This window comes from Pseudomonas sp. H3_A02, assembly GCF_054671965.1.
On sequence record NZ_CP162807.1, the window covers coordinates 4,304,541 to 4,327,065 of the forward strand.

Here is a 22,525-nt window from a genome sequence, read left to right on the forward strand (position 1 = left end):
GGGACATGTCACGCCTCAAGGGCGTCCAAGGCGTCGCCGAAGATGTCCAGTGCCTTGAAGAACAGTGCCCGTGAGATCGTCAGGGAGGGCATGACACGCATCACGTTGCTGTAGCGACCGCAGGGGATCATCAGCACGCCGTGGCTCAGCAGGTAACCCATGAGCTGGCCGATCTTTTCCGGTGCCAATGGCGCCTTGGTGGTCGGGTCCGAGACCAGCTCGATGCCGATCATCAGGCCGCGACCGCGGACCTCGCCGACCAGCGGGCTGCCGAAGCCACGGATACGCTCCTGTGCTTCGAGTCCCAGCGTATGAGCGCGGTTGAGCAGATCGAGCTCCGGGTCCTGGAGGATGCTGATGTTGGTCAGCGCCACGGCCGCGGACAACGAGTTGGCGGCGAAGGTGTTGGGCATCGATCCGTCAGGAATTGCCGCCGCCAGGTCCGAACGCATGATCAGGCCGGCCATCGGCAGGTCGCTGCCGATGCCCTTGCCGAAGGTGAGCATGTCGGGCTTCACGCCGGAATGCTCGACCGCCCACATCTTGCCGGTACGCCCCGCACCGGACTGCACTTCATCGACGATCAGCAGTGCGCCGCTGCGGTCGCAGGCCTTGCGCAACAGTTGCAGGAACTCTGGCGAGGGCGGGACGTAGCCGCCTTCGCCCTGTACCGGCTCCACGATCACGGCAGCCACGTCGTCGGCGGCGGTGTAGGGGGTATTCAGCAGGTAATCCACGTATTCACCGGCGATCTGCTCGGCGCTTTTGTGCGTGGTGTCAAAGGGGAAGCGATAGGCATAAGGGTAGGGCGCATGAATGACGCCACCCATCTGGGCACCGTAGCCCTTGCGGTAGGCCGTGCCGGTCGTCAGCGCACCGGAAGCGTTCCACACGCCGTGGTAGCCACCGTGGAAGGCGATGATCTGGTGCCGCCCGGTGACGCGCTTGGCGAACTTGATGGCCGCCTCCAGCGCATCGCTACCGCTTTGCGTGAAGAACGTGATGCAGTCGCCGCGCAAGCCGTCGGGCGCGATCTCCGAGAGCTTGGCGGCCAGTTCCGTGCGCCGGGTGCTATTGACCTCCAGGGCGTGCATCAGCACTTCGGACTGTTCGCGGATGGCCTGCACCACCTTCGGGTGGCAGCGACCCACGCTGCTGACGCCTACGCCAGCGGACAGGTCAATGTAGGTATTGTCATCGGCGTCCTTGAAGGTCGCGCCGAACGCCCGGTCCATGGCCACGGGCATGCGTCCGCCGCCGCGTGCCATCGATTCGGTACGCGCCGACAACGCCAGGGCCTCGGTGGTCTTTGGGCCGGGAATGGTGGAGGTAATCCGCGGGGCATCCGCGAAGTGGAGGGCTTCAAGTTTGGCTTCACTCATGACGGTCTCTCAGGATGTCGGTTTCAGTGTCTCGATGATCCTCGTGGCCCGTTCCTGGCCGGTAGCCCGAATCGGCACATTGGGCGGGCCGTTCCGAGCGTCAACACCGAAGCGCTGACATTGCGCAAAGAAAATTTGCAGAATTCTCTTTATGTGAGAATATCGCTCGTGAAGGCGATCTAAAAACAAGAATATTGGCCGAGGCTTTCGTCATCATGAAAAATCAGAACATCAGCCACTTCCACGACATTCATGTCCACGCCGCAACCGTCCAGGAGTGGAGCCAGGACTACAACCAGTTAACCGCGGGTTTGGCTGAGAGCTCACTTATCCAGTTGACGACGCCGCGCTGCCACGTATTTCGCGAGCAGATCAATCAGCGTGTTGTGCAGCATGGCGTGGCCCCTCGGGGCAAGATGTGTTTCGCCGTGCCGATCACCGTCCCGGGTACGATACGGATGCAAGGGCGGGAAGTGGACGACAGCAGCCTGTTCTTTCTCCAGGGTGGCGAGGAGTTCATGTTCCACATGCCGCTGGGCATGGAACTGCTGGCGATCACCTTCGAGCGTGACTTGTTCGAGCAAGCGTTGGCGCAAACCGCGTCGGCCAAGGAAATCAGCCAGTTGTTGCGTCAGCCGGTGATCAAGGTTTCCACTCAACGCTATGCCGAGGCTCGCCATCGAATGCTGGCGGCGTTCTCCCAGGCGCTCTTGAGTGAAGAACTCGACAATTCGCAGGACCGGGAAATGGCGCTGGAACAGACCATGCTCGGTGAGTTGCTGCAGTTGATGACCGATCCCGCCTGCGACAAGCAGCAGCGCACGCCAAGCTCCACGCGCAGTTACATTGTCGAAAAATGTCACCGCCTGGCGACCGCGCAATTGAACAACGTGCCCAGCGTGGACGAGTTGTGCCAGCGACTCCAGGTGAGTCGGCGCACCGTGCAGAACAGCTTCCGCTCGGTGACCGAGACGACACCGGTCAATTACCTGCGCTCGGTGAGGCTTAACGGTGTACGCCGAACCCTGATGTCCACCCCCGCGTCGCGTCTTTCGATTGGCGATGCGGCGGCCCAGTGGGGCTTCTATCACCTGAGCCATTTTGCGGCGGAGTACCAGGCGCTGTTCGCAGAGTTGCCGTCCCAAACCGCCCGCGCTGCCATCGGCGGTTGTGCGCTTGCTTGAGCATTTGCCTGCACAAGGATGTAGAAAAAATGAATAGCCTTCGTCGCCTGCTCAGGGTTTTCGACTTGTTTCGCCCTGAACAGCCGGTCATCGATGTCGACGTCATTTGCCGGGAGCTCGGCTACACGCCCGCCACCGCCTATCGTTATCTGCGCGAGCTCGGCGACGCGGGCTTTTTGAAGCGATTGCCACGCGGCTACGCCCTCGGCCCACGTATCGTCACGCTTGAGCATCAGATGGCCCACTACGATCCATTACTGGCCGGCAGCCGGGGCCTGGTCGATAAACTGGTGGCTGACACGGGCCTGGATGCGCTGGTCAGCGAATGGCATGGCGACTCGGTGGTCAACGTGCTGATCCAGCGTGGTTCCGACGCCGGCCCGGTGGGGGGCGACCGAGGGCGCCCGATCGATCTTTTCCACAGTGCGACCGCTCGGGTCGTATTGGCGTATCTGCTGCCGCGCCAGATCCGCCGCATCTACGACGTCCACGCGAATTCCGCGCAAGTGCTGCATCAGAGATTGGAGTGGAAGCCGTTCACCAAGGGGTTGCTCGCCATTCGCAAGCAGGGCTACTGCATCAGCGAAAGCGAACTGCACCCGGGACGCAGTGGCGTCGCGGCGCCGATCTTCGACGAAAAACGCCGAGTGCTTGGGAGCATGACCCTGGTGGGGCGTAGCGAGCGGTTCCATGCGTTCCAGCAGGGCTACCTGTGCGACCTGGTCATCGGCGCGGCGTCGGAACTGACGGCGCGCATTGCCTTGCAATGAAGTGAGAGGGCCTCACGCCATAATGTCTAGTCAGTTAGGAGCAAACGGCATAAACCCTGTGGGAGCAAAGCTTGCTCGCGATTGCGGTAAACCAACCGACAACGATATTGACGATTCTGCCGCTATCGCGAGCAAGCTTTGCTCCCACAGGTTTGCAGCTTAACTGACTGGCATTAGCCCCACGCCAGGCTTTTTTGAGGGGACAGTGCCGATTACCGATTTGGGCTAATGGGGCGCTCAGGGAGAGGCATAGGATCGAATCCAGCGTGCAACAAGAACAATAACGCTATTCGGTGACGGTGTGCGTTTGACTGCACCGGTCCTACAGCGACTGCCTCATACAATAAGGTCAAGAAAACATGAGTGTATCTCTCCCGGTCAATAGCAACACGGAGCTCAAGCGTGGGGCCCTGGGTGTCGGCTTCATTATCTTCTTCGTGGTTTCGGCGGCGAGCCCCTTGAGCGTCATCGCCGGCGGTTTCCCCATTGGCATCATGCTGGGCAACGGCGCCGGCACACCGGCGTTGCTGATCCTGGCCCTGTCGGTGTTACTGGCGTTCTCGGTGGGCTACACCACCATGTCCCGACACGTGACCAACGCTGGCGGTTTCTATGCGTTCACCTCTCGCGGTTTGGGTGGCTTGGCCGGTGGCGCGGCGGGCGTGCTGGCGATGTTCGCCTACAACATCCTCCAGGTCGGGCTGTATGGCATGTTCGGGGGCGTGGTCAGCGGCACGATGGAAAGCGTCTTCGGCCTGGTATTGCCCTGGTGGTCGTACTCGCTGATGGCGATGGCCAGCGTTGCGATTCTCGGCTATCGCAAGATCGACCTGTCGGCCCGGGTGCTGTCGGTGATTGTAATCGCTGAATACCTGGCGATCCTGCTCCTGGATTTCGCCATTCTCAGGACTGGCGGCGATAGCGGCATCAATCTCGACGCGTTTGATCGCAGTCACGTGTTCAGCGGCACGCCGTCCATCGGCTTGCTGTTCTGCTTCGCGGCGTTCATCGGCTTCGAGGCCACCACTATCTACGGCGAAGAAGCCAAGAACCCGCAACGGACGATCCCGATTGCCACCTACTGTTCGGTGTTGCTGATCGGTGGTTTCTACGCGCTGTCGGTCTGGTCGATGGTGATCGGCGTGGGGGCGGACAAAATCGTCTCCACGCTCCAGGCCTTGCAGGACCCGACGACGTTTATCTATGGCATGTCCGACCACTTTGTCGGCCCGCACCTGACCCAGGTCATCCGCGTGCTGTTCATGGTCAGCATCTACGCCGGGCTGTTGGCGTTCCACAATGCCGCGGCCCGTTACTTCTATGCCATCGGGCGTGACGGCTTGCTGCCCAGCCGGCTGGGCACGACCCATCGCGTCCACCAGAGCCCGCACATGGGCTCGGCGTTGCAAAGCTTGATCTCCGCCGTGGTGGTACTGATTTTCGCCGCCATGGATGCCGACCCGATCCTGCAATTGTTCGCCTGGTTCTCCAACCTGGCGACGCTTTGCGTGATCTTGCTGATGGCGCTGACTTCCGCAGCGGTCTGGGTCTTTGCCCAGCGCCACCCCGAACTCAAGCTGGGGATCTGGCGTGGGCGGATTTTTCCTGGGTTCTCTTGCGTGGCGCTGTTGACGGTCCTGGTCATCGCGGTGGTGCATTTCGATGTGTTGACCGGCGCGAGCAAGGCCTTGTCGTATGGTCTCTGCGCCATCATTCCCGCGGCCTTGCTGGCGGGTGTGTTCCTGGCGGCGCGACTGCGCAAGGCGGCGCCGCAGCGGTATTTGGTGTTGGGGAGTCATAAGCTTTAGGGGTCCATGCTGGAGACCGGGTCGGCTGGACATGAGTGAACGAAGCCGAGGCTTTATGGGGCTGGCTGTGCTTTTTCTCGCCAACTCCGTAAGCTTTGCCTCACTATTCACCGTCACAGCGGATCCGACGCCGACAAGAAAGGGACGACATGTCAGAGATTTACAGCGTGGAAGTGCCGGGTGCGAAATCCCCGTGCACGAAAACATACCAGACGCTTGCCGAGAGTGCCGATCAATGGCAACTGCTGCTGAAAAATGCCCATGGCAAGCAGGCCAAGTGTTTATGTAAAGGCAACGGCTCAAAGCATCTCAATATCCGACACCTCAAGGTTCAGAAGCGGTACGTTCTCGCAAGGTATGCGAACACAGGCCCTGAGCATGCCTTGGATTGTCGCTTTTTCAGCGAAGCCGAGTATCGGACGGGGTTGCAATCCTACGTTGAGGGCGTCGTGGTGGAGGGGGATGAGGATGACGTCACTGTTCGTCTCTCTCAAGCGATTCAGCTCAGGAAGAAGAACGATGACGCCGAAGCCGAAGCCAAAGTCGACCTCCCACTCAATCCTCGAAAGCCGGGGCGAACACAGCGGGCAATGAAGCTCCGGGGGTTGCTGGATCTGCTGTGGACGCGCAGTAATCTAAATACCTGGTTCCCCAAAATGGAAGGCAAGCGGGATGACTCGATTCTTCAATGGAAGCTCAAGCAAACGGCGGAACACATCAAGACCCACCGAATGACGCTGGACAAAGTTCTTTTGTGTCCAGCACAAAAGGGTCCCAAGTGTGGAGCTCGAAACGTTGCAATTGTGAAACAGGCAGATCGACTCAAGTACAGGCTGGTCACCGTCGGTGTACTTATGCCTTACATCGAGGGTGAGCCCGTAGATCAGATGCAAACCCTTTCGCTGATGAACAGTAAAGGCATGCCCACGATGTACCTCAACGGGCGTACTTGGCCGGATGCACAAAAAAGCTTTGGCCGGGAGATTGGTGCCTGGAAAAAGGGTGCCAAGATCATTGCCATCGCATTTTTGGAGCTTCGACAAAATAACGCTCGTTATAGCGATGTTCTTGAGGTTGCCCTGATGCACGTGAGCGACATGTTGATTCCCCTGGACTCAGATCTGGAGGGCAAGGTCGAGGTGATGCTCCGTGAGCAAAAGCGTAAATTCTCAAAACCGCTGCGTTTCGATGACGACGACAAAACGATCCCTGACTTCTGGTTGAATGATCTGGATGACGAGTATCCGATGGAAGTGTTTGGGATGAACACGCCGGAGTATTTGCAACGCAAGGCCGACAAAGTTCTCCACTATCAGACTGAGTATTCAAAACGCTTGGGGTGGTGGTCTTGGGATGCTTATCAGAACAGCGATGTGGCAAGCAGTCCTGCACTGCCGCCTGCGACGAGGTAGTAGCTACGGCGGGTGATTCTAGCGCCGCAGCCTGGCGCACTCGTCTCGCCTAGCTAACGACGTGAGATGGATCCGGCCATTGGCGGGCAGCACGTCAGTTATTTTTACTTGGGGACATTGGCAAACCTATGCCTAGTCTCGGACTGAGCCCATCGGCGCCGGCCAGCGCCTTGGTGGCTGGCGTGCCAGGGGTTGTAAACACCAGAGGAGTCATCCAATGACACTTCCACAAGCGTTGGCATTTGATGTGTTCGGCACCGTTGTTGACTGGCATTCAGGCATCGCACGTGAGGCGAGTCCATTCGTGTCGACCTACCTGCCCGCGGTCAGCCCCGCAGAATTTGCAATGCAATGGCGCCGGTTGTATGCGCCAGCGCTGCACGAGTGCATCAAGGGGCATGGGGGCTTCGTTGTCCTGGATACATTGCACTACGAGACGCTGGTCCAGTTGTTGACGACTTACGGCTTGGAAGCCGATCAGCTTGCCCCCGAGGTATTGCACACGCTTGCCCATGCCTGGCGTCGCTTGGACCCGTGGCCTGACGTGGCCGAGGGGCTGGCCCTGCTGCGACGACGCTTTGCGGTGGTGACCTTGTCCAATGCCAATGTGGCCTTGATGATCGCAATGAACCGGTATAACGGTTTGCAGTGGGACGCGCTGCTGGGGGCGGAATTTGCACAAACCTATAAACCGGATCCTGCCGCGTACCTGTCCACGGCAAGGGCGCTGGATCTCAAACCCAATGAACTCTGCCTGGTGGCTTGCCACCACAGCGATCTTGCGGCGGCCAGGAATTGCGGCCTGATGACGGCCTATATCGACCGGCCCATGGAATACGGTGGAGCACCTGCCCCCGACGCCGCCGACGTACAGGATTGGGATTGGCAGGCCGATAGTTTCATCGAGCTTGATCACAAGCTTGCGTGACGGCGCCCGTCAGCTTACCTCCGCAGCCTCATCAAACTTCAACCGGGCCGCTTCAACCTCAGGCAATTTGTCGAGCGTCCATTTATGCAATTCGCGAAATGGCTGCTGCAGTGTTCGACCCAGTTGAGTGATCTCATATTGGACCGCCACAGGCGAGAACGAAATGACCTTGCGCGAGACGAGGCCATTTCGTTCCAGGCGCCGCAGGCACTGAGTCAGTGCCTTCTGAGTGACGCCCTCCAGGCGACGCCTGATGGCGTTAAAGCGATGTGGCCCGTCATCCAGCACCGCCAGAACCATCATTGACCACTTGTCTGCGATCTGGTCGAACAGCGCCCGGCTTGGGCACTCCGATGAAAAACATTGCGGCTTTAATTCCTGCATCGAAGTTTCCCCATATATACCTAGGCGACTCTAGGTGCCTAATTGACATTTGGTTTACAAAATATACTTATATGGCTTCCAAAAGCAAATGGGAGTCCATTCAATGTCAAACCTTGATACCAGCGTTTTATTCCGTCCTTTTTCCATTCGGTCGCTTGAACTGAAAAATCGGATTGTCATGTCGCCGATGACGAGGCAATTTTCGCCGGAGGGCATCCCCGGTGAAGGGAGCGCTGCATACTACCGGCGGCGGGCTGAGGGGCGAGTCGGGTTGATCTTGTCAGAAGGGACCGTCGTTGATCGTCCCGCTTCACGTAACGGCTCCGGCATTCCTTTTTTCCATGGTGAAGCAGCACTCGCTGGATGGAAGAACGTGATCGATTCTGTTCACAATGCTGGGGGCCGTATGGGGCCGCAACTCTGGCACACCGGCGCAGTGCGTGACGTCAGCGGCTGGGAGCCTGATGCGCCGGTTGAAAGCCCATCTGGCCTCGATTCGCCAAACGACCGGCGCGGCGTGGCAATGAGCGGAGAAGATATTGCAGACACAGTTGCTGCTTTCGCCAAGGCCGCGGCGGATGCCAAACGACTGGGTTTCGACACCGTTGAGATCCATGGGGCTCATGGTTATTTGATCGACCAGTTCTTCTGGGCCGGCACCAATCAGCGCACCGATCGTTATGGCGGACCGACGATCAAAGAACGCTCCCGCTTTGCCGCAGAGATCGTGACTGCAGTTCGTCACGCGGTCGGGCCCGAATTCCCTATCATCATGCGCGTTAGCCAATGGAAGCAGCAGGACTTTGGGGTGCGCCTCGCCGAGACGCCTGCCTTAATGGAAGACTGGCTGCTACCGTTGGTCGAGGCGGGTGTTGATGTTCTGCATTGCTCGCAGCGACGCTTCTGGGACCCTGAGTTTCCCGAAATTGATGGTGAAAACGGGCTGAACTGCGCAGGCTGGGCGAAGAAAGTCACTGGAGCCACAACCATTAGCGTCGGCTCGGTCGGGCTGGATAATGATGTGACTCACGCATTCGCCGGCCAAGGCTCAACCCCGGCGAGCCTGGATCGGCTCGTCGAGCGCATGGAACGCGAAGAGTTTGATCTGATCGCAGTAGGACGTGTTCTGCTGAGTGACAAGGATTGGGCCGCCAAAGTGGAAAAGGGCGATTATGCGGATCTGAAGGGCTTCAATCCGGCATCTTTAGCCGAATTGGTTTGAGCCTGAGTGGAGAGTGTGACGTCACAAAGGTTTTAGCCTGAAGGCGTAAGCGGTCTGGCCTCGGATGTCGCGAGGCCGAGATTGCAATCTGTTGTTGAGTGCGCCATGACAGTTTCAATGACTGATGTGTTAAGGCCACTCAACATGGGGTTAACACTTTTTTCGGAACTCGGTGGAATCTGTTACAGGCTATCCGGGTCGCCAAAAAACATCTGAATCCGCGAACGCAACCAGCGCTCCCCAGGATCATTGTCCTGAGAACCGCGCCAGGCCATGTGCAGTTCGAAGCTGCGCACCGGTATGGGTGGGTCTTCGGCGCGTACGCCACCGGCGGCGGTCAGTGCGTCGGCGGTGTAGTCGGGCACGGTGGCGATGATGTCGGTACCCGACAACAGCGTGCTCAAGCCGTTGAACTGCGGCACGGCCAACACCACATGGCGCTTGCGGTCGAGTTTTGCCAGTTCTTCGTCGATGAAGCCGCTCAAGTCCCCTGCGAAGGAGACCAGGGCGTGGGGGCGGGCGCAGAATTCGTCCAGGGTCAGTCGTCCCGGCGCGGTGTCGGCCCGCAACACTTTGGGCAAGCTGCGCCGCAAGACCTTGCGCTTGGCGTTGGCTGGCAGGTCGTCGGTGTAGCTGACGCCGATGGAGATTTCACCGGAGGCCAGCAAGCCCGGCATCAGAATGTAGTTGACCCGGCGCACCACCAGCACAATGCCCGGCGCTTCGGCCCGAAGGCGCTTGAGCAGCATCGGCAGCAGGGCGAATTCGGCGTCGTCCGACAGGCCGATGCGAAACACCGAGGTGCTGGTGGCCGGGTCGAATTCCGCGGCGCGGCTGACGGCCGTGGAAATCGAATCCAGGGCCGGAGAGAGCAGGGCGAAGATCTCCACCGCCCGGGCCGAAGGTTCCATGCTGCGGCCGGTGCGCACGAATAGCGGGTCATCGAACAGGCTGCGCAGCCGCGACAGCGCGGCGCTGATGGCCGGTTGGCCTAGAAACAGCTTCTCGGCCGCGCGAGTCACGCTGCGTTCATGCATCAACGTTTCGAACACGATCAACAGGTTCAGATCGACACGCCGCAGGTCATTACGATTCATCTGGGGTCCTGGCAGATTCGGTAAGCTTGACGTGAACGGCCATATGGGAACAATGGCCGGCATGAATCTTACGGGGAAAGGCTGGTACTCTGCATCGGCTAATTGAGTTTTCTTAGGTAAGTCCTACAGGAGTGGTTGGTTTTTCTTGCTGCGGAATCAATGACAGGCATGTCGACTATTAATAGCCACTGATGGTCTTGGGTACAAAGCCCGGATAGAGTTCATGGCATTAGAGGTTACTTTGACGAGGTTTGCGATGTCCCGCACGATCCGTTTTCACAAGTTTGGTGGTGCCGAGGTGCTCAAATGCGAAGAGCATGCGGCGGCTCTTCCTGCGCCAGGAGAAGTGCAGGTCCGCGTCGAAGCGATCGGCATCAGTTGGTACGACACGTTGTGGCGCCAGAACCTGGCGTCCTCCCAGGCACGCCTGCCTTCGGGCCTGGGCCATGAAATGGCCGGCGTGGTAACCGCCGTCGGCGATGGCGTCGATGACTTGGCCGTGGGCGACAAGGTTGCCAGTTTTCCGGCCGAAAGCCCGAACGATTATCCGGTGTACGGTGAAGTCATCGTACTGCCCCGCACCGCCCTGACCCGTTATCCCGACGTGCTCAGCCCGATCGAAGCCGCCGTGCATTACACGCCGCTGCTGATCGCGTATTTTGCCTACATGGACCTGGCGCGGGTCAAACCGGGGCAATTCGCCTTGGTCACCGATGCCAGTCATTGCGCCGGACCATCCTTTGTCCAGCTGGGCAAGGCCCTGGGTGTGCGGGTGATCGCGGCCACCAAGACAGCTGACGAGCGTGAGTACTTGTTGTCGCTGGGTGCCGAGAAAGTCATCGTCACCGAAGAGCAGGACTTGCTGATGCAGATCAACAAGCTCACCGACAACCGTGGCGTCGACGTGGTATTCGACGGGCTCGGCGGGCCGCAGATGTCACTGTTGGGTGATGTGCTGGCGCCCCGTGGCAGCCTGGTGCTGTATGGCTTGCAGGGTGGCAACCAGACGCCGTTCCCGGCCTGCGCGGCGTTCCAGAAGAACATTCAGTTCTTCGTGCACTGCATCGGCAATTTTACCGGCAAACCGGAACTGGGCATCCTCCAGGACCAGGTGGCGTTGCAGCGGGCATTGCGTGATATCAATCAACTGACCGCCGATCACGTGTTGTTGCCACTCAAGACTCGGGTCTTCCCGTTCTCCGAGTTTGTCGAAGCTCACCGGTACATGGGTGAATGCCCTTGCCGTGAGCGCGTTGCCCTTCAGGTTGTCGACCCCGCCTGATACCTGTCTTGCGCAAGAGTCATCGCCGGGCTCTTGCGCTGTTCGGCTTGATCCCCATCCTTCCTTTCCCACGACACTGGCTGCCTGGCGGCGGTGCATTCGTGTCTCGCAAGCCCCCTCAAGTTGCCTGTCCCGGTTCGTTCAAGGCAGAAACGGTTTGTCGGTGAACATCTGAACTGGTTTTTGCCCTCAATCTGTATCTTCTAATCATTATTTAAGTCCTGATAATTGAACGCTGATTTCCATATCAAGGAAGAAGTCGTGGTGCGGTATAACTTTCTCGAAGGCGTTCATCCTTCAAGGCACATTCAAGCTGCAACGAGCGTTAATGGGGACGGGGCTATCTATCGATTCTGGCGAGAACAGAGTGGGGTAGAGGGTCAATTAAAGTTCGGCAAGTTCCTTATTTTGCGTACTCATTATCTGTGGGACGTTGTCGGAATTCTCCTAGGACGTGCGGCCCGCGCGGCGAGCCCCCCGGTTTTAAAGGCCCGCGGCGGGGGATGCCAAGCGCGCGAGGTGACTCGTTGTGCATGTATCAAATAATTACGACAAGCAACGCTTGAGCGTATTGCTAATACTCTTTGGGTACTAGAACGATCCTTTCAGATCAACACGTCGCGCGGTCACGTAGGTGCGGGTGCGGCGCCGATAGTTGAATTTCAGGTAAATGGCTATGAGTGCAATTCATGAGCAGGCAATGACTCACGTGTATCAACAGATACTGCAACGATTGTTGGGTTTTTATTCCCGGGCCGAACGGACTGCGTTGCAGCTTTTGATCCAGCGATTGATTGTCGCCGCCGGAGGCATCGACCGGATTGGCGATTATCGGGTGTTGACGGTCCAGAACGGCAGCCGGGAGGGCTTTTATGTATTAACCGCTTTGCGGGCCGCGCAGCTCAGCATCGCGGGCCGGCATCCGGTGACCTTCGCCTTGCGCGTCGCCACGCCGCGCTTGAGCGAGACCACCCAGGCGACGCTTGAAAACATCCATCGCTGCTACAGCGCGCTGTTTGTCTATGACGATCCCCGGGTTGAATTGCTGATGGCGGATAACCGCGAAGTATTGCCGTTCAATCACCGGCAGCCCTTGTCGGTGGCGGGGCACGAGGCCAATCGCATGGACCTGTTGACCCTGGGGCACCTTCGCTCGGTCGACAGCCCCCTGGAAATCGGGAGTGAGGGCTACCTGGCGATGACAGAATTCTATCGGCACATGGCCCGCTGGGAGTCTGGCGTGGATTCGATGGTCAGCAGCGATACGCCTCGCCAGCAAAGGCAGTTCATTTCAGGCCTTCGCCGCGCGGCCCGCAAGATCGGCCTGCCGACCGACAATATAGGCTGCTTCGACAGCCTTTTTGCGCATCTTGATACCTTGAACAACGATCTCTACGAGCATTTCTACGGTCCTGAGCGCCTTGGCGCATGGAAACCCGAGGGGCATTACGAAGCCTGCCGGCGGATGAGTCACATCGGCATCGACGACCTGATCGTCGATCGCCTGGAAGGCACCAACTGGCCGCTTTTCAACGAATTCCTGCGGGTACAGACCGATGGTCTCATGCCTTCGGCGATCGAAAACGAATACCTTAGCCCGTTGCTGTTGGCTCATTTGCACGGCCTGCAGGCCTGTTACGTGCAAGGGCGCAGCTACGAAACGGGATACGGTGACTACGTGCAGCGGGCGATCATGCTCATGCATCGCAAGCAACTGCCGGAACACGCCTGCGAGCAGGCTCGGGCGCTGTTCGGCTCACCTTCGTCGATTCCCGAGCGCCGCGCCTACGCCGCCCTCGAAGCGCAAAAGATCCTGGGGCTCAGCGAAACGCAACTGGTGTGCATGCTGTTCGCCCCGTTCGTGGGGCAGGGCGCAGGCCTGGAACATTTCCTGCGCTGTTGCCATCCCGGCATGCTGGTGGCGATGCCGGACTTGCATAAAGCCATGCAGGGCGCGACGGTCGCTGATCAGATCGCGCAATGGATGGTCGACGTCAGTGGTCTGCCCGTCGGTGTCCTTGGCAAACTGTACCAGGCGAGCGTGGCATCGCCGGACCAACCGGAAACTGTTCCGGGAGGTGATCTGCAACAAGTCCTCGACGACGTCGACGCGGCAGAAACGGGGCAGGTCGCCGATGAGCCGCACGAACGCTCGGCAAGGCACTGAGGAACGAGGTTTGATGGACTCGTCTATCTCGTCCCTGGTCGTTGTGTCCGGCGTTGCGACCTGGCCGACGACAATCCGCTCTCCTGGCGTGATCCCATGAAAGGTTGCCGGGAGACAGACTTCGCCTACCAGGCGGTTTATCGCTACCTGACCACGCTGATCAACGAACTGGAGGTTGATGCGCGGGTGCGCCTGCCTTCGTTGCGGCAATTGGCCGAGCGTCTGAATGTGTCGATATCTACCATCCAGTACGCTTATTCGTTGTTGGAGAAGGAAGGGCGGGTGTACTCAATCGCCAAGTCCGGTTATTACGCGCTGCCGGCGCCCACCATGACTACCCTGGACGGTGGTGACGATTTGCTCGAAACCTTGTACGTCAATGCCCGGCGACCGGGCATGCGGGTGCTCAGTGCGGATGAGCCGGCATCGATGCAGCCGTTGGACAGCCCGATGTTGTTGCTCGAGCGCGAGCTGCTGCGCCAATACCCGCGCTCCTCGCAAACGCCCTCGCAACCTTGGGGCGAACTGGAGCTGCGCACCGCGCTGGCGGCCCGCTACACTTCGTCGCCGGCCCGTTGTTGGAATGCCGATGACGTCTACATCGGCGCCGACCTGCGGGGTGTCCTGGAGATTCTGATTGCCGTACTGGCACTCCGGGGCGCCACGGTGCTGATCGAATCGCCCTGCGACTGGGCCGTGTTGCGCCTGCTGCAGGCAGCCGACATCAACATCATCGAGCTGCCATTGCTGGCGAGCGGGGAAATCAACATCGAGCAGTTGGAGGAACTGCTCGAGAGCGAAACGGTACGCCTGGTGATGCTGTCCTCAGTCCTGAACATGCCCACGGGTTCGCTGGTACCTGAAGGGAACCGTCGCACCATCGCCCATTTGCTGGAGCGGCACGGCACCTGGGTGTTGGAGAACGATAGCCATACAGATCTGGCGTTCGAGGCCGGGGCGACGCCTTTTCGGGACTTGCTCGACCCGGACCGGTTGATCGTCTATTCCACGTTCGAGAAGACCATCGGTCCAGAGGCGCCGTATGGCTACGTGTTGTCGCGCCAGTTGACCCTGCACCTGCAGCGACATTTCCTGCTGCGCGCGTTTCGCCTGTCACCCATTCGCCAGAAAGCCATCGCTCGGCTGTACAGCAACGGTCGGATTGATCAGCATTTGCTGGTATTGCGACGCCTGCTGCGCGAAAGCGCGGTTTCCACTACACAATTGCTGTGCGAGCGGTTGGGGGATAGCCTGCAATGGGTGGAGCCCCAAGGCGGCGCGACGATCTGGATGCGCTCGACGCGACGGGTTGACTTGCGGCGGGTTTTCCATCGGCTGCTGGCCCAGCGCATCGTCATCGCACCGGGGGAGCTGTTCAGCCTTCATGGCCTGTATGGGCAACATATGCGTCTGACCCATGCGCTCAATGGGCCCCAGGACCTTGACGCGGCACTCTGCGCGCTGGCCGATGCCCTGAGGCTCGAACAATCGTAATCGGCGGCGATGGATCGAACCCGTCGCGCCATGGTCGAACTGTCAGTAAACTGCACCCCATTTCCCGAGCCACTCCACTCAGAGGTTTTGCATGACAGTCAGTCCATTTGCGGGCAAGCCGGCACCGGCAGAGTTGTTGATCGATATCCCGCGACTGGTGACGGCCTACTACACCGGCCGACCCGATGCCTCGGTTGCGACCCAACGCGTGGCTTTTGGTACCTCCGGTCACCGTGGTAGCTCCTTCGACCTGGGCTTCAACGAGTGGCACGTGTTGGCAATCAGCCAGGCGATCTGCCTGTACCGCGAAGCCCAAGGCATCGACGGGCCGCTGTTTGTCGGTATCGACACTCACGCGTTGTCGACTCCGGCGGGCGCCAGCGCATTGGAAGTGTTCGCGGCCAACGGCGTGACTGTCATGATCGCTGAAGGGGATGAATACACCCCGACGCCAGCGGTTTCCCATGCCATTCTCTGCTACAACCGTGGTCGCACCTCGGGCCTGGCGGACGGTATCGTTATCACACCGTCCCACAACCCACCGCAAAGCGGTGGCTACAAGTACAACCCCACCAACGGTGGCCCTGCCGATACCCATATCACCAAGTGGATCGAAGCCAAGGCCAACGAACTGCTGGCCAACCAGCTCGTCGGCGTCAAGCGTGTCAGCTACGAGCAGGCCTTGAAGGCCGATACCACCCACCGTCACGACTACGTCAACACTTACGTGGCGGACCTGATCAATGTCATCGATTTCGATGCCATCCGCGCCGCCGGGTTGCACTTGGGCGTCGATCCGTTGGGTGGTGCGGGCGTGCGCTACTGGCCGGCCATTGCCGAGCATTACCGCCTGGACCTGGACGTGGTGAACACCCACGTGGATTCCACCTTCCGTTTCATGACCGTCGACTGGGACGGGCAGATCCGCATGGACCCATCCTCCAGCCATGCGATGCAAGGGTTGATTGGCCTGAAAGAGCGTTTCGACGTGGCCTTTGCTTGCGACCCGGACCATGACCGCCATGGCATCGTAACGCCGTCCGGCGGCCTGTTGGCGCCGAACAATTACCTGGCGGTGTCCATCGACTACTTGTTCCAGAATCGCCCGCAATGGCGTGCCGATGCTGGCGTGGGCAAGACGGTGGTCAGCAGCGGCCTGATCGATCGCGTCGCCAAGCGCCTGGGGCGCCGCCTCTATGAAGTGCCGGTGGGCTTCAAGTGGTTTGCCGACGGTTTGTTCGATGGTTCCCTGGGCTTTGGCGGTGAAGAAAGTGCCGGTGCTTCGTTCTTGCGCAAGGATGGCGGTGTCTGGAGTACCGACAAGGACGGCCTGATTCCGGCGTTGCTGGCGGCTGAAATGACGGCGCGCACCGGCCGCGACCCGAGCCAGGCCTACCGCGCCTTGACCGACGAGCTGGGCGAACCGTTCTCGGTACGCGTCGATGCCAAGGCCAATCCGCAGCAGAAGGCACTGTTGAGCAAACTATCGCCGGATCAGGTGACGTCTACCGAACTGGCGGGGGAGAAGATCCAGAGCATCCTCAGCCATGCGCCGGGCAATGACCAGGCCATCGGCGGCCTGAAGGTCATGACCGAAAACGGCTGGTTCGCGGCGCGTCCGTCCGGTACCGAGGATATTTACAAGATCTACGCCGAAAGCTTCATTGGCGATGCGCACCTCAAACAATTGGTGGCTGAGGCGCAAACGTTGGTGGATGGGGCGATTACCAGCAAGTGATCCGTTAGCAAGTCTTGCTCCAACTTGTGGCCAGGTGATTCATGTGGGAGCAAGGCTTGCCCGCGATACAGACGATGCGGTATTTCAGAAAACGAGGCGCCTACTTCGCGAGCAAGCTTTGCTCCCACAACCCTCTCGCCACAAGATTAATCAAGCCAGGTCTACGAGCACGATTTCGCTGTCTTCGACCGCAGTCACCCGCAGAAGCTGTTCATCTTCAATCGCAACACCATCTCGAGCTTGTGCACGCAAACCATTGATTTCTATCAATCCTGTGGCAGGTACAAGATAGGCTCGTCGTCCGGCGTCCAGTCGGTATTCCGCACTTTCACCCGCCTTGAGGTTGGCCGCTACCAGCCGGGCGTCGGCGCGAATTCGCAGGCTTTGGTCGTCGCCGGCCTTGCCACTGGCCAACGTCACGAAGCCTTCGCGCGAGTCCTTGGGAAACGGTTTAGCGCCCCATGACGGTGCCAGGCCTTCTTCATTGGGAATGATCCATATCTGGAAAATGCGCGTGGCCGTCGATTCCAGGTTGTACTCGCTGTGGGCGATCCCGGTGCCCGCGCTCATGACCTGGACATCGCCAGCCTCCGTACGGCCCTTGTTGCCCAGGTTGTCCTGGTGGCTGATCGCGCCTTCGCGCACATAGGTGATGATTTCCATGTCCCGGTGCGGGTGTTGAGGAAAACCGCTGCCGGGGGCGATGACATCATCGTTCCAGACGCGCAGGTTGCCCCAGTGCATGCGTTGCGGGTCGTAATACTCGGCGAACGAAAAATGGTGGTGGGCATCCAGCCAGCCATGGTTGGCGGCGCCCAAGGTGGCGAAGGGCCTGAGTTCGAGCATGTTCGTGTCCTTTTCGCTGGGAGCGAAAGCGAGGGTTGATGGGGCTATTTTGTCCAAGCAAACCATCGATAAAAAGCGTAAAAAACGCGTCAAAACTATCGCCTATTTAGATATTAAATCGTGAGCCAACTTTCACTTCATCGCCTAAACCTATGACTTAAAAGCTTTTGGGTGGAACCTGGCGGCAAATACAGACACCATAGCCGTCATGGTTCATGAACACCGGAGTCCCCAGCGTGTCGCAACACACTCCTGATCTTCCCCCCGAGCTTTTACCCCTGGCCCAAATGCCGTTGCTCAAGCGCCTGGCCGCTCGGTTATTCGGCCATGGCCTGACGCGCCTGCGCGCCCAGCACCGAGCGTCCTGGTTGCACGGCCAGGCCGATGGTTTTCGCAGCGGCCATACCGCCGGTTTCGACTATGGCTATAAGGAAGGCCGGGCCGAAGGGCTTGAGGAGGGCCGCCAGGTCCTGTTGATCCGTGATTCCCGCAGTACGGAGCATCCGGCACCGCAGGTCGATGATTTGCTGTTCGATGACTGGCGCCTGCCGCTGACTGCCGAGCTGAAGAAACGCATCAAGGCGGATGTCGCCCGATTGCTGCCAGCGCACGCACAACCAAGTGCTGCGCAATGGAAGATGATTTTCAGCGACACACCGTCTACCTCGGTGGTCGCCGGGGCGGGTGCTGGCAAGTCGACGACCCTGGTGCTGCGTATTGTGTTGCTGTCCCACTACCTGGGATTCGAACTGGACTCAATGACCGTGGTGACATTCACCCGGGAATCGCGCAAGGACTTCATTCAGAAATTGATCGAAGTGTTTGCCCTGTGGGGGCGAACCGTCAGCCTCAAGGACGCCCGTGACTTGGTGCGCACGTTCCATTCGCGCATCTTGCCCATGGTCCGTAGCCTGCCCGGGTTCGAGCGCCTCCAGGCCTTCGAGACCCTGAGTCATCGCGCCGAAGCGGACGACGACGCCCAAGGCAATCCCTTTGAACTGCGTATCAACGATGTCCAGCGCCGGCAACTCAACGCCTGTTATTACAACCTTTACCAGAGGGACGCGCGTTTCCGTGAGCTGATCCAGCCATTGTCCCGTCACGCCCTGCAACTCAAGGAGCTGGAGCGCGATCACCCTGATGTGCAAAAACGGGTGGCCGTGACCGAGCTGGCGGCCCAGCGCGACGAGGAATTGTGCGACGCCGTCGAAGACCTGTGGTTTCGCGCCGGTGCCTGGCCAATCAAGGGCATCGAGCCAAAACGACAAACCTTCGAAATCAATGGTTCGACATTCCACTGCCATGGCTACGCACCCTCACTGGATGCCTGGGTGATGCTGGGGTTCGATCCGCGGGAAGATGCCCGGCTCAGTCGTCCGGGTGCCAAGTTGAGCATCCGCGCGGAGTGGGCGGTAAAGCGCACATTGTTTCAAGCTTTCTGTCGTAAGCCGCTGATCTGGCTCGAAAGTTACGAAGTATCCAAGCGTGTAGTGGCATCCATGGCCGGCGACGCCAGCGCTGGTCCCGGGTTCGACTATAAGGTCAAGGGTGAGCTGGGTTCGGCGCCATTGCTCGACTGTTTTGTCGCGGCGGCGGGATTTATCGAGAACCTTGGCCTGGACGTTCCGGATGCCGTAGGCCGGATGTCTTTTGCCCAGGATGATCCCGACCGGTATTTCTTCGAAGCGCTGAGCCGCTACTGGCGGGCATTCGAAGACCATTTGCTTGATCAATCGCCACCGATCATGACCTACAACCGCATGTTCGCGTTGTTCAGCGAGCACTCGCCGGAAAATTTCAAGTTGCTGGGTGATGCCTTACTGAGGCCGCTTTCGCACCTGATGATCGACGAGTTCCAGGACGTGTCACCGCAGATCGTCTCCTGGCTTCGCGCCAGTCTTCGGGAGGTCCGCAGCCGTGGGCCTGTGCTGCACGTGGGGCGCGGCGCCCAGCGTTCTTCCTTGTTGTGTGTCGGGGACGATTGGCAATCGATCTATGGCTGGCGCGGCAGTTCGCCGAGCTACTTCATGGCGTTCAACAAGCAATTCCCGTCACCCGCGACAACCCGAGTCATGCTTACGGACAACTATCGCAGTCACCAACACATCATCGATGCGGCTGAGCACATCGTGCGCGCGGCTGCGGCTATTCCGGGCAAAAAAGCCAAGGCCAGCGGTATGCCTCGCTCGCTGAGTCCGGTCAATGTGTTGGATCGAGACGATGAAGGGCTGGCCCTGCGATTGGATGAACACTATCGCAAAGGTGATTCCATCCTGATGTTGTATCGAAAAAGTAGCGATAAGTTTCTGATAGAAAAGTATATTCATCCAATAGTTAATGTTGATTCTAGCTTGCCGTACGATGCCCGGCGGCTCAGGCAAATGACTTACCACAGTGCCAAGGGGCTCCAGGCCGATGCGGTGTTTTTGTTGGGCGACTGCCAGCACCTGAGCAGTTCGCCTTACAAGAATCAGGTTTATCGGATGGCTGGGCTGGGGCAGGACGGAGATGCTGAGCCTTACGACACGGCGCAAAAAGATGAAATTTTGCGTTTGGCGTATGTGGGGATCACTCGTGCAGTGCAGCATTGTTATTGGTATGTCGATGGGCAGGATGGGCAGGCGGCCAATGGGCCGAAGGCTTCGGATCGTGTTGCGGCGGACAAGCCTTTTTTTGCTGACCACCGGCGTAAAGGATAAGGATGTGTACGGGTGCGGATATACACCCAAAACCCAAGCCCAAAAAAACGGCGCCTTCCACAAAAGAGGAAGGCGCCGCTTTTTAAATGATCAACATCACCCTTGTCAGGAAGCAAACCGCCGCAACCCCACCGGTGGCACAAACGCTTCCAGCTCGGCCTCTACCGCCTCGATTATTCGCTCCACATCCGGCGCATTCATCACCGTCGCGCAGGGGATCCCCGCAATGGCGATCATCGTCTCGCCGCTGGCACGGTCAAACAACCGGGCAACCATACTGCCAGGCGCATCCATGCTCGCTTCGAATCCCATGGGATGGAAGTGCCAGCGCATCAACTGGCAAGCGTTGGGGAACGTAACCTTGCTGAAAGATCCTTTATTCATGTGTTGCCCGCCTTCTTCAATCGAGCGCTTCCTTTTGCTCATGTCAGGAAGGAAGAGCCATCATGGCTCTACCAGTGAGAACTAAAAATAGCACCTGAAAATGAAGCTCATGTGGATTTTTTCAGTCCGTTTTGCGATTGGTTCACTTTTTTTGATCCGGATCACGACTTAAGCGGCAATACTCAGAATGCCATCACACTTGGCTACGGGTGTCCTTGGCTTCGCCGAACTGCTCTGGCACGCGGTATTTCAAGGCGATGACCACGGCCAGGATCGCCATCGCCAGGGCGACGGCGAAGGTCGTGTGCAGCCCGTTCGTCACGGCCTCGGGGCTGGCGCGGGTGATGTCATTTGTCGCCGCTACAGTCGCAAACACCGCGCCGAGCACGGAGGCTCCGGTGAAGAAACCCAAGTTGCGCGACAGGTTGAGCAGCCCGGCTATGACACCCCGCCTCTGGGCGGCCACATCGGCCATGACGGCCGTGTTGTTGGCCGTCTGGAAAAACGCGTAGCCCAGGGTCGTGACCACGATGGCGGTGATATAGCCGGCGATGCCAAGGGCAGGGGCAACCAGTGACAGCATCAGGCAGCCGAGGGCCATGGTCGCCAGGCCGGCGAGTCGCATGGGCTGCACGCCGAACCGGTCCGCCAGGCGTCCGGCAGGCACTCCGGCCAGCGCTGCGACGCACGGCCCTGTCGCCAGCACCAGCCCGACGAGGGCCGCTGGCAGTCCGAGAGCGATGGACAGGTAAAAAGGCCCGACCAGCAGCGTCGCCATCATGATCGTTGCGACCAGGGCGCTCGTCGCCAGGCCCGAAACCAATGACTTGTCGCGAAAGACTGCCAAGGGAATCAGCGGCGACACGGACCGGGACTGGACCCGAACGAACAGCCCGCCGCCCACCAGCGCGGCCAGTAACAACGCAACATTCAACCCGCCAAAGTTTCCGCGCCCGGAGGTCATGGCCAAGGCATAGGTGGCGAGCGTCAACGCCAACAGCACTGTGCCGGTGATATCGAAGCGAGTCGCTTCAGCCTTCGGCGGCACTTGCCGCACCGGTAGCGCGTACCACGCCAGCCCTAACGTCAGCAGGCCGAGGGGGAGGTTGACCAAAAACAAGGCCTGCCAACCGAACTCGCTGATCAGCAGGCCGCCGAAGGACGGCCCAAAGGCCGTGCCCACCGCCGACAGCGTGGCCAGCAGGCCCATGGCGCTGCCGGCTTTCTCCTGGGCGACTGTTTCGCCGACCAGGGCCAGGGTCAGCGTCATCATGATGGCAGCCCCCAGGCCTTGCAATGCCCGACCCGCGACCAGCAACCAAAGCGAGGGAGCCAGGCCGCACAACGCCGAGGCCAAAGTGAACAGGGCGATACCGACCAATAGCAGCTTGCGACGACCCATCAGATCGCCCAAGCGGCCGACGCTGACAATCAGCGTGGTCATGGCGAGCAGATAGGCCAGCACTACCCATTGGACCTGTTGGAAAGAGGCATCGAGGACCTGGGCCAGCGTCGGCAACGCCACTGCGGCCACACTGGCGCCCAGGGAGGCCAGCAACGTTGAGAGCGCAAGGCTGGCCAAAGCCCAGCGAGGTGAAAAGAGCCGGTTTGCGGGTGCGGTTGCCGGCGAGTTTGGTTGCGTGTTGATGGGTTTCATCGCTTCACCTGTATCCGTGGCGCTCTAAACGGCGCTGTCAGAACATTACAGCTGGGCATAACATGGCGGAA

Annotated in this window: 17 protein-coding genes; 11 read left to right on the top strand and 6 right to left on the bottom strand. The window is 59.4% G+C overall.

Features of this window, described 5'->3' with window-relative positions:
- Window positions 1-8: 8 nt before the first annotated feature.
- A complete protein-coding gene (locus tag AB4N80_RS18980; RefSeq protein WP_460078224.1) occupies window positions 9-1,382 on the bottom strand; it encodes an aspartate aminotransferase family protein in 1,374 nt (457 codons plus the stop codon).
- A 215-nt stretch (window positions 1,383-1,597) separates the two neighbouring features.
- Between AB4N80_RS18980 and AB4N80_RS18985 the strand changes: the two genes are divergently transcribed.
- From AB4N80_RS18985 to AB4N80_RS19005, 5 genes are all read left to right on the top strand, one after another.
- Window positions 1,598-2,566: a helix-turn-helix domain-containing protein gene (locus AB4N80_RS18985; protein ID WP_122566955.1), complete on the top strand. Its 969-nt coding sequence runs from the start codon at window positions 1,598-1,600 to the stop codon at window positions 2,564-2,566.
- A gap of 29 nt (window positions 2,567-2,595) precedes the next feature.
- Window positions 2,596-3,336, top strand: coding sequence for an IclR family transcriptional regulator (locus tag AB4N80_RS18990; protein ID WP_305481617.1), 741 nt, complete (start codon window positions 2,596-2,598; stop codon window positions 3,334-3,336).
- 359 nt (window positions 3,337-3,695) lie between these two features.
- Window positions 3,696-5,144, top strand: a complete 1,449-nt coding sequence (locus tag AB4N80_RS18995; protein ID WP_305481615.1) for an APC family permease — start codon at window positions 3,696-3,698, stop codon at window positions 5,142-5,144.
- Window positions 5,145-5,293: 149 nt separating this feature from the next.
- Complete coding sequence (locus AB4N80_RS19000) at window positions 5,294-6,556, top strand: DUF1173 family protein (protein ID WP_460078228.1); 1,263 nt, start codon at window positions 5,294-5,296, stop codon at window positions 6,554-6,556.
- Between the two features lie 217 nt (window positions 6,557-6,773).
- The gene (locus AB4N80_RS19005) at window positions 6,774-7,484 is read left to right on the top strand and encodes a haloacid dehalogenase type II (protein WP_460078231.1); all 711 of its coding nucleotides are present in this window, start codon (window positions 6,774-6,776) and stop codon (window positions 7,482-7,484) included.
- A gap of 9 nt (window positions 7,485-7,493) precedes the next feature.
- Here the strand turns inward: AB4N80_RS19005 and AB4N80_RS19010 are convergent, their stop codons facing one another.
- Complete coding sequence (locus AB4N80_RS19010; RefSeq protein ID WP_354338943.1) at window positions 7,494-7,868, bottom strand: winged helix-turn-helix transcriptional regulator; 375 nt, start codon at window positions 7,866-7,868, stop codon at window positions 7,494-7,496.
- A gap of 103 nt (window positions 7,869-7,971) precedes the next feature.
- On the opposite strand from AB4N80_RS19010, the gene AB4N80_RS19015 reads away from it, so the two are divergent.
- Entirely contained in the window at window positions 7,972-9,090 is a 1,119-nt protein-coding gene (locus AB4N80_RS19015; RefSeq protein ID WP_305467084.1) for an NADH:flavin oxidoreductase, read from the top strand.
- A 182-nt stretch (window positions 9,091-9,272) separates the two neighbouring features.
- On the opposite strand, the gene AB4N80_RS19020 is transcribed toward AB4N80_RS19015, so the two are convergent.
- Window positions 9,273-10,187, bottom strand: coding sequence for a LysR family transcriptional regulator (locus AB4N80_RS19020; protein ID WP_069970812.1), 915 nt, complete (start codon window positions 10,185-10,187; stop codon window positions 9,273-9,275).
- A gap of 256 nt (window positions 10,188-10,443) precedes the next feature.
- Between AB4N80_RS19020 and AB4N80_RS19025 the strand changes: the two genes are divergently transcribed.
- From AB4N80_RS19025 to pgm, 4 genes are all read left to right on the top strand, one after another.
- On the top strand, window positions 10,444-11,469 hold the full coding sequence (locus AB4N80_RS19025; RefSeq protein WP_122566930.1) for a zinc-dependent alcohol dehydrogenase family protein: 1,026 nt from the start codon (window positions 10,444-10,446) through the stop codon (window positions 11,467-11,469).
- Between the two features lie 676 nt (window positions 11,470-12,145).
- On the top strand, window positions 12,146-13,636 hold the full coding sequence (locus AB4N80_RS19030; RefSeq protein WP_460078235.1) for a hypothetical protein: 1,491 nt from the start codon (window positions 12,146-12,148) through the stop codon (window positions 13,634-13,636).
- 96 nt (window positions 13,637-13,732) lie between these two features.
- Window positions 13,733-15,130, top strand: a complete 1,398-nt coding sequence (locus AB4N80_RS19035) for an aminotransferase class I/II-fold pyridoxal phosphate-dependent enzyme (RefSeq protein ID WP_305467082.1) — start codon at window positions 13,733-13,735, stop codon at window positions 15,128-15,130.
- Window positions 15,131-15,221: 91 nt separating this feature from the next.
- Complete coding sequence (gene pgm, locus AB4N80_RS19040) at window positions 15,222-16,868, top strand: phosphoglucomutase (alpha-D-glucose-1,6-bisphosphate-dependent) (protein ID WP_305467081.1); 1,647 nt, start codon at window positions 15,222-15,224, stop codon at window positions 16,866-16,868.
- A gap of 150 nt (window positions 16,869-17,018) precedes the next feature.
- Here the strand turns inward: pgm and AB4N80_RS19045 are convergent, their stop codons facing one another.
- Complete coding sequence (locus AB4N80_RS19045) at window positions 17,019-17,714, bottom strand: pirin family protein (protein ID WP_122566926.1); 696 nt, start codon at window positions 17,712-17,714, stop codon at window positions 17,019-17,021.
- Between the two features lie 236 nt (window positions 17,715-17,950).
- On the opposite strand from AB4N80_RS19045, the gene AB4N80_RS19050 reads away from it, so the two are divergent.
- A complete protein-coding gene (locus tag AB4N80_RS19050) occupies window positions 17,951-20,413 on the top strand; it encodes a UvrD-helicase domain-containing protein (RefSeq protein WP_460078241.1) in 2,463 nt (820 codons plus the stop codon).
- A gap of 105 nt (window positions 20,414-20,518) precedes the next feature.
- On the opposite strand, the gene AB4N80_RS19055 is transcribed toward AB4N80_RS19050, so the two are convergent.
- Complete coding sequence (locus AB4N80_RS19055; RefSeq protein WP_003201764.1) at window positions 20,519-20,797, bottom strand: DUF1652 domain-containing protein; 279 nt, start codon at window positions 20,795-20,797, stop codon at window positions 20,519-20,521.
- A 193-nt stretch (window positions 20,798-20,990) separates the two neighbouring features.
- Window positions 20,991-22,454, bottom strand: coding sequence for an MFS transporter (locus tag AB4N80_RS19060; protein WP_460078243.1), 1,464 nt, complete (start codon window positions 22,452-22,454; stop codon window positions 20,991-20,993).
- Window positions 22,455-22,525: the final 71 nt, after the last annotated feature.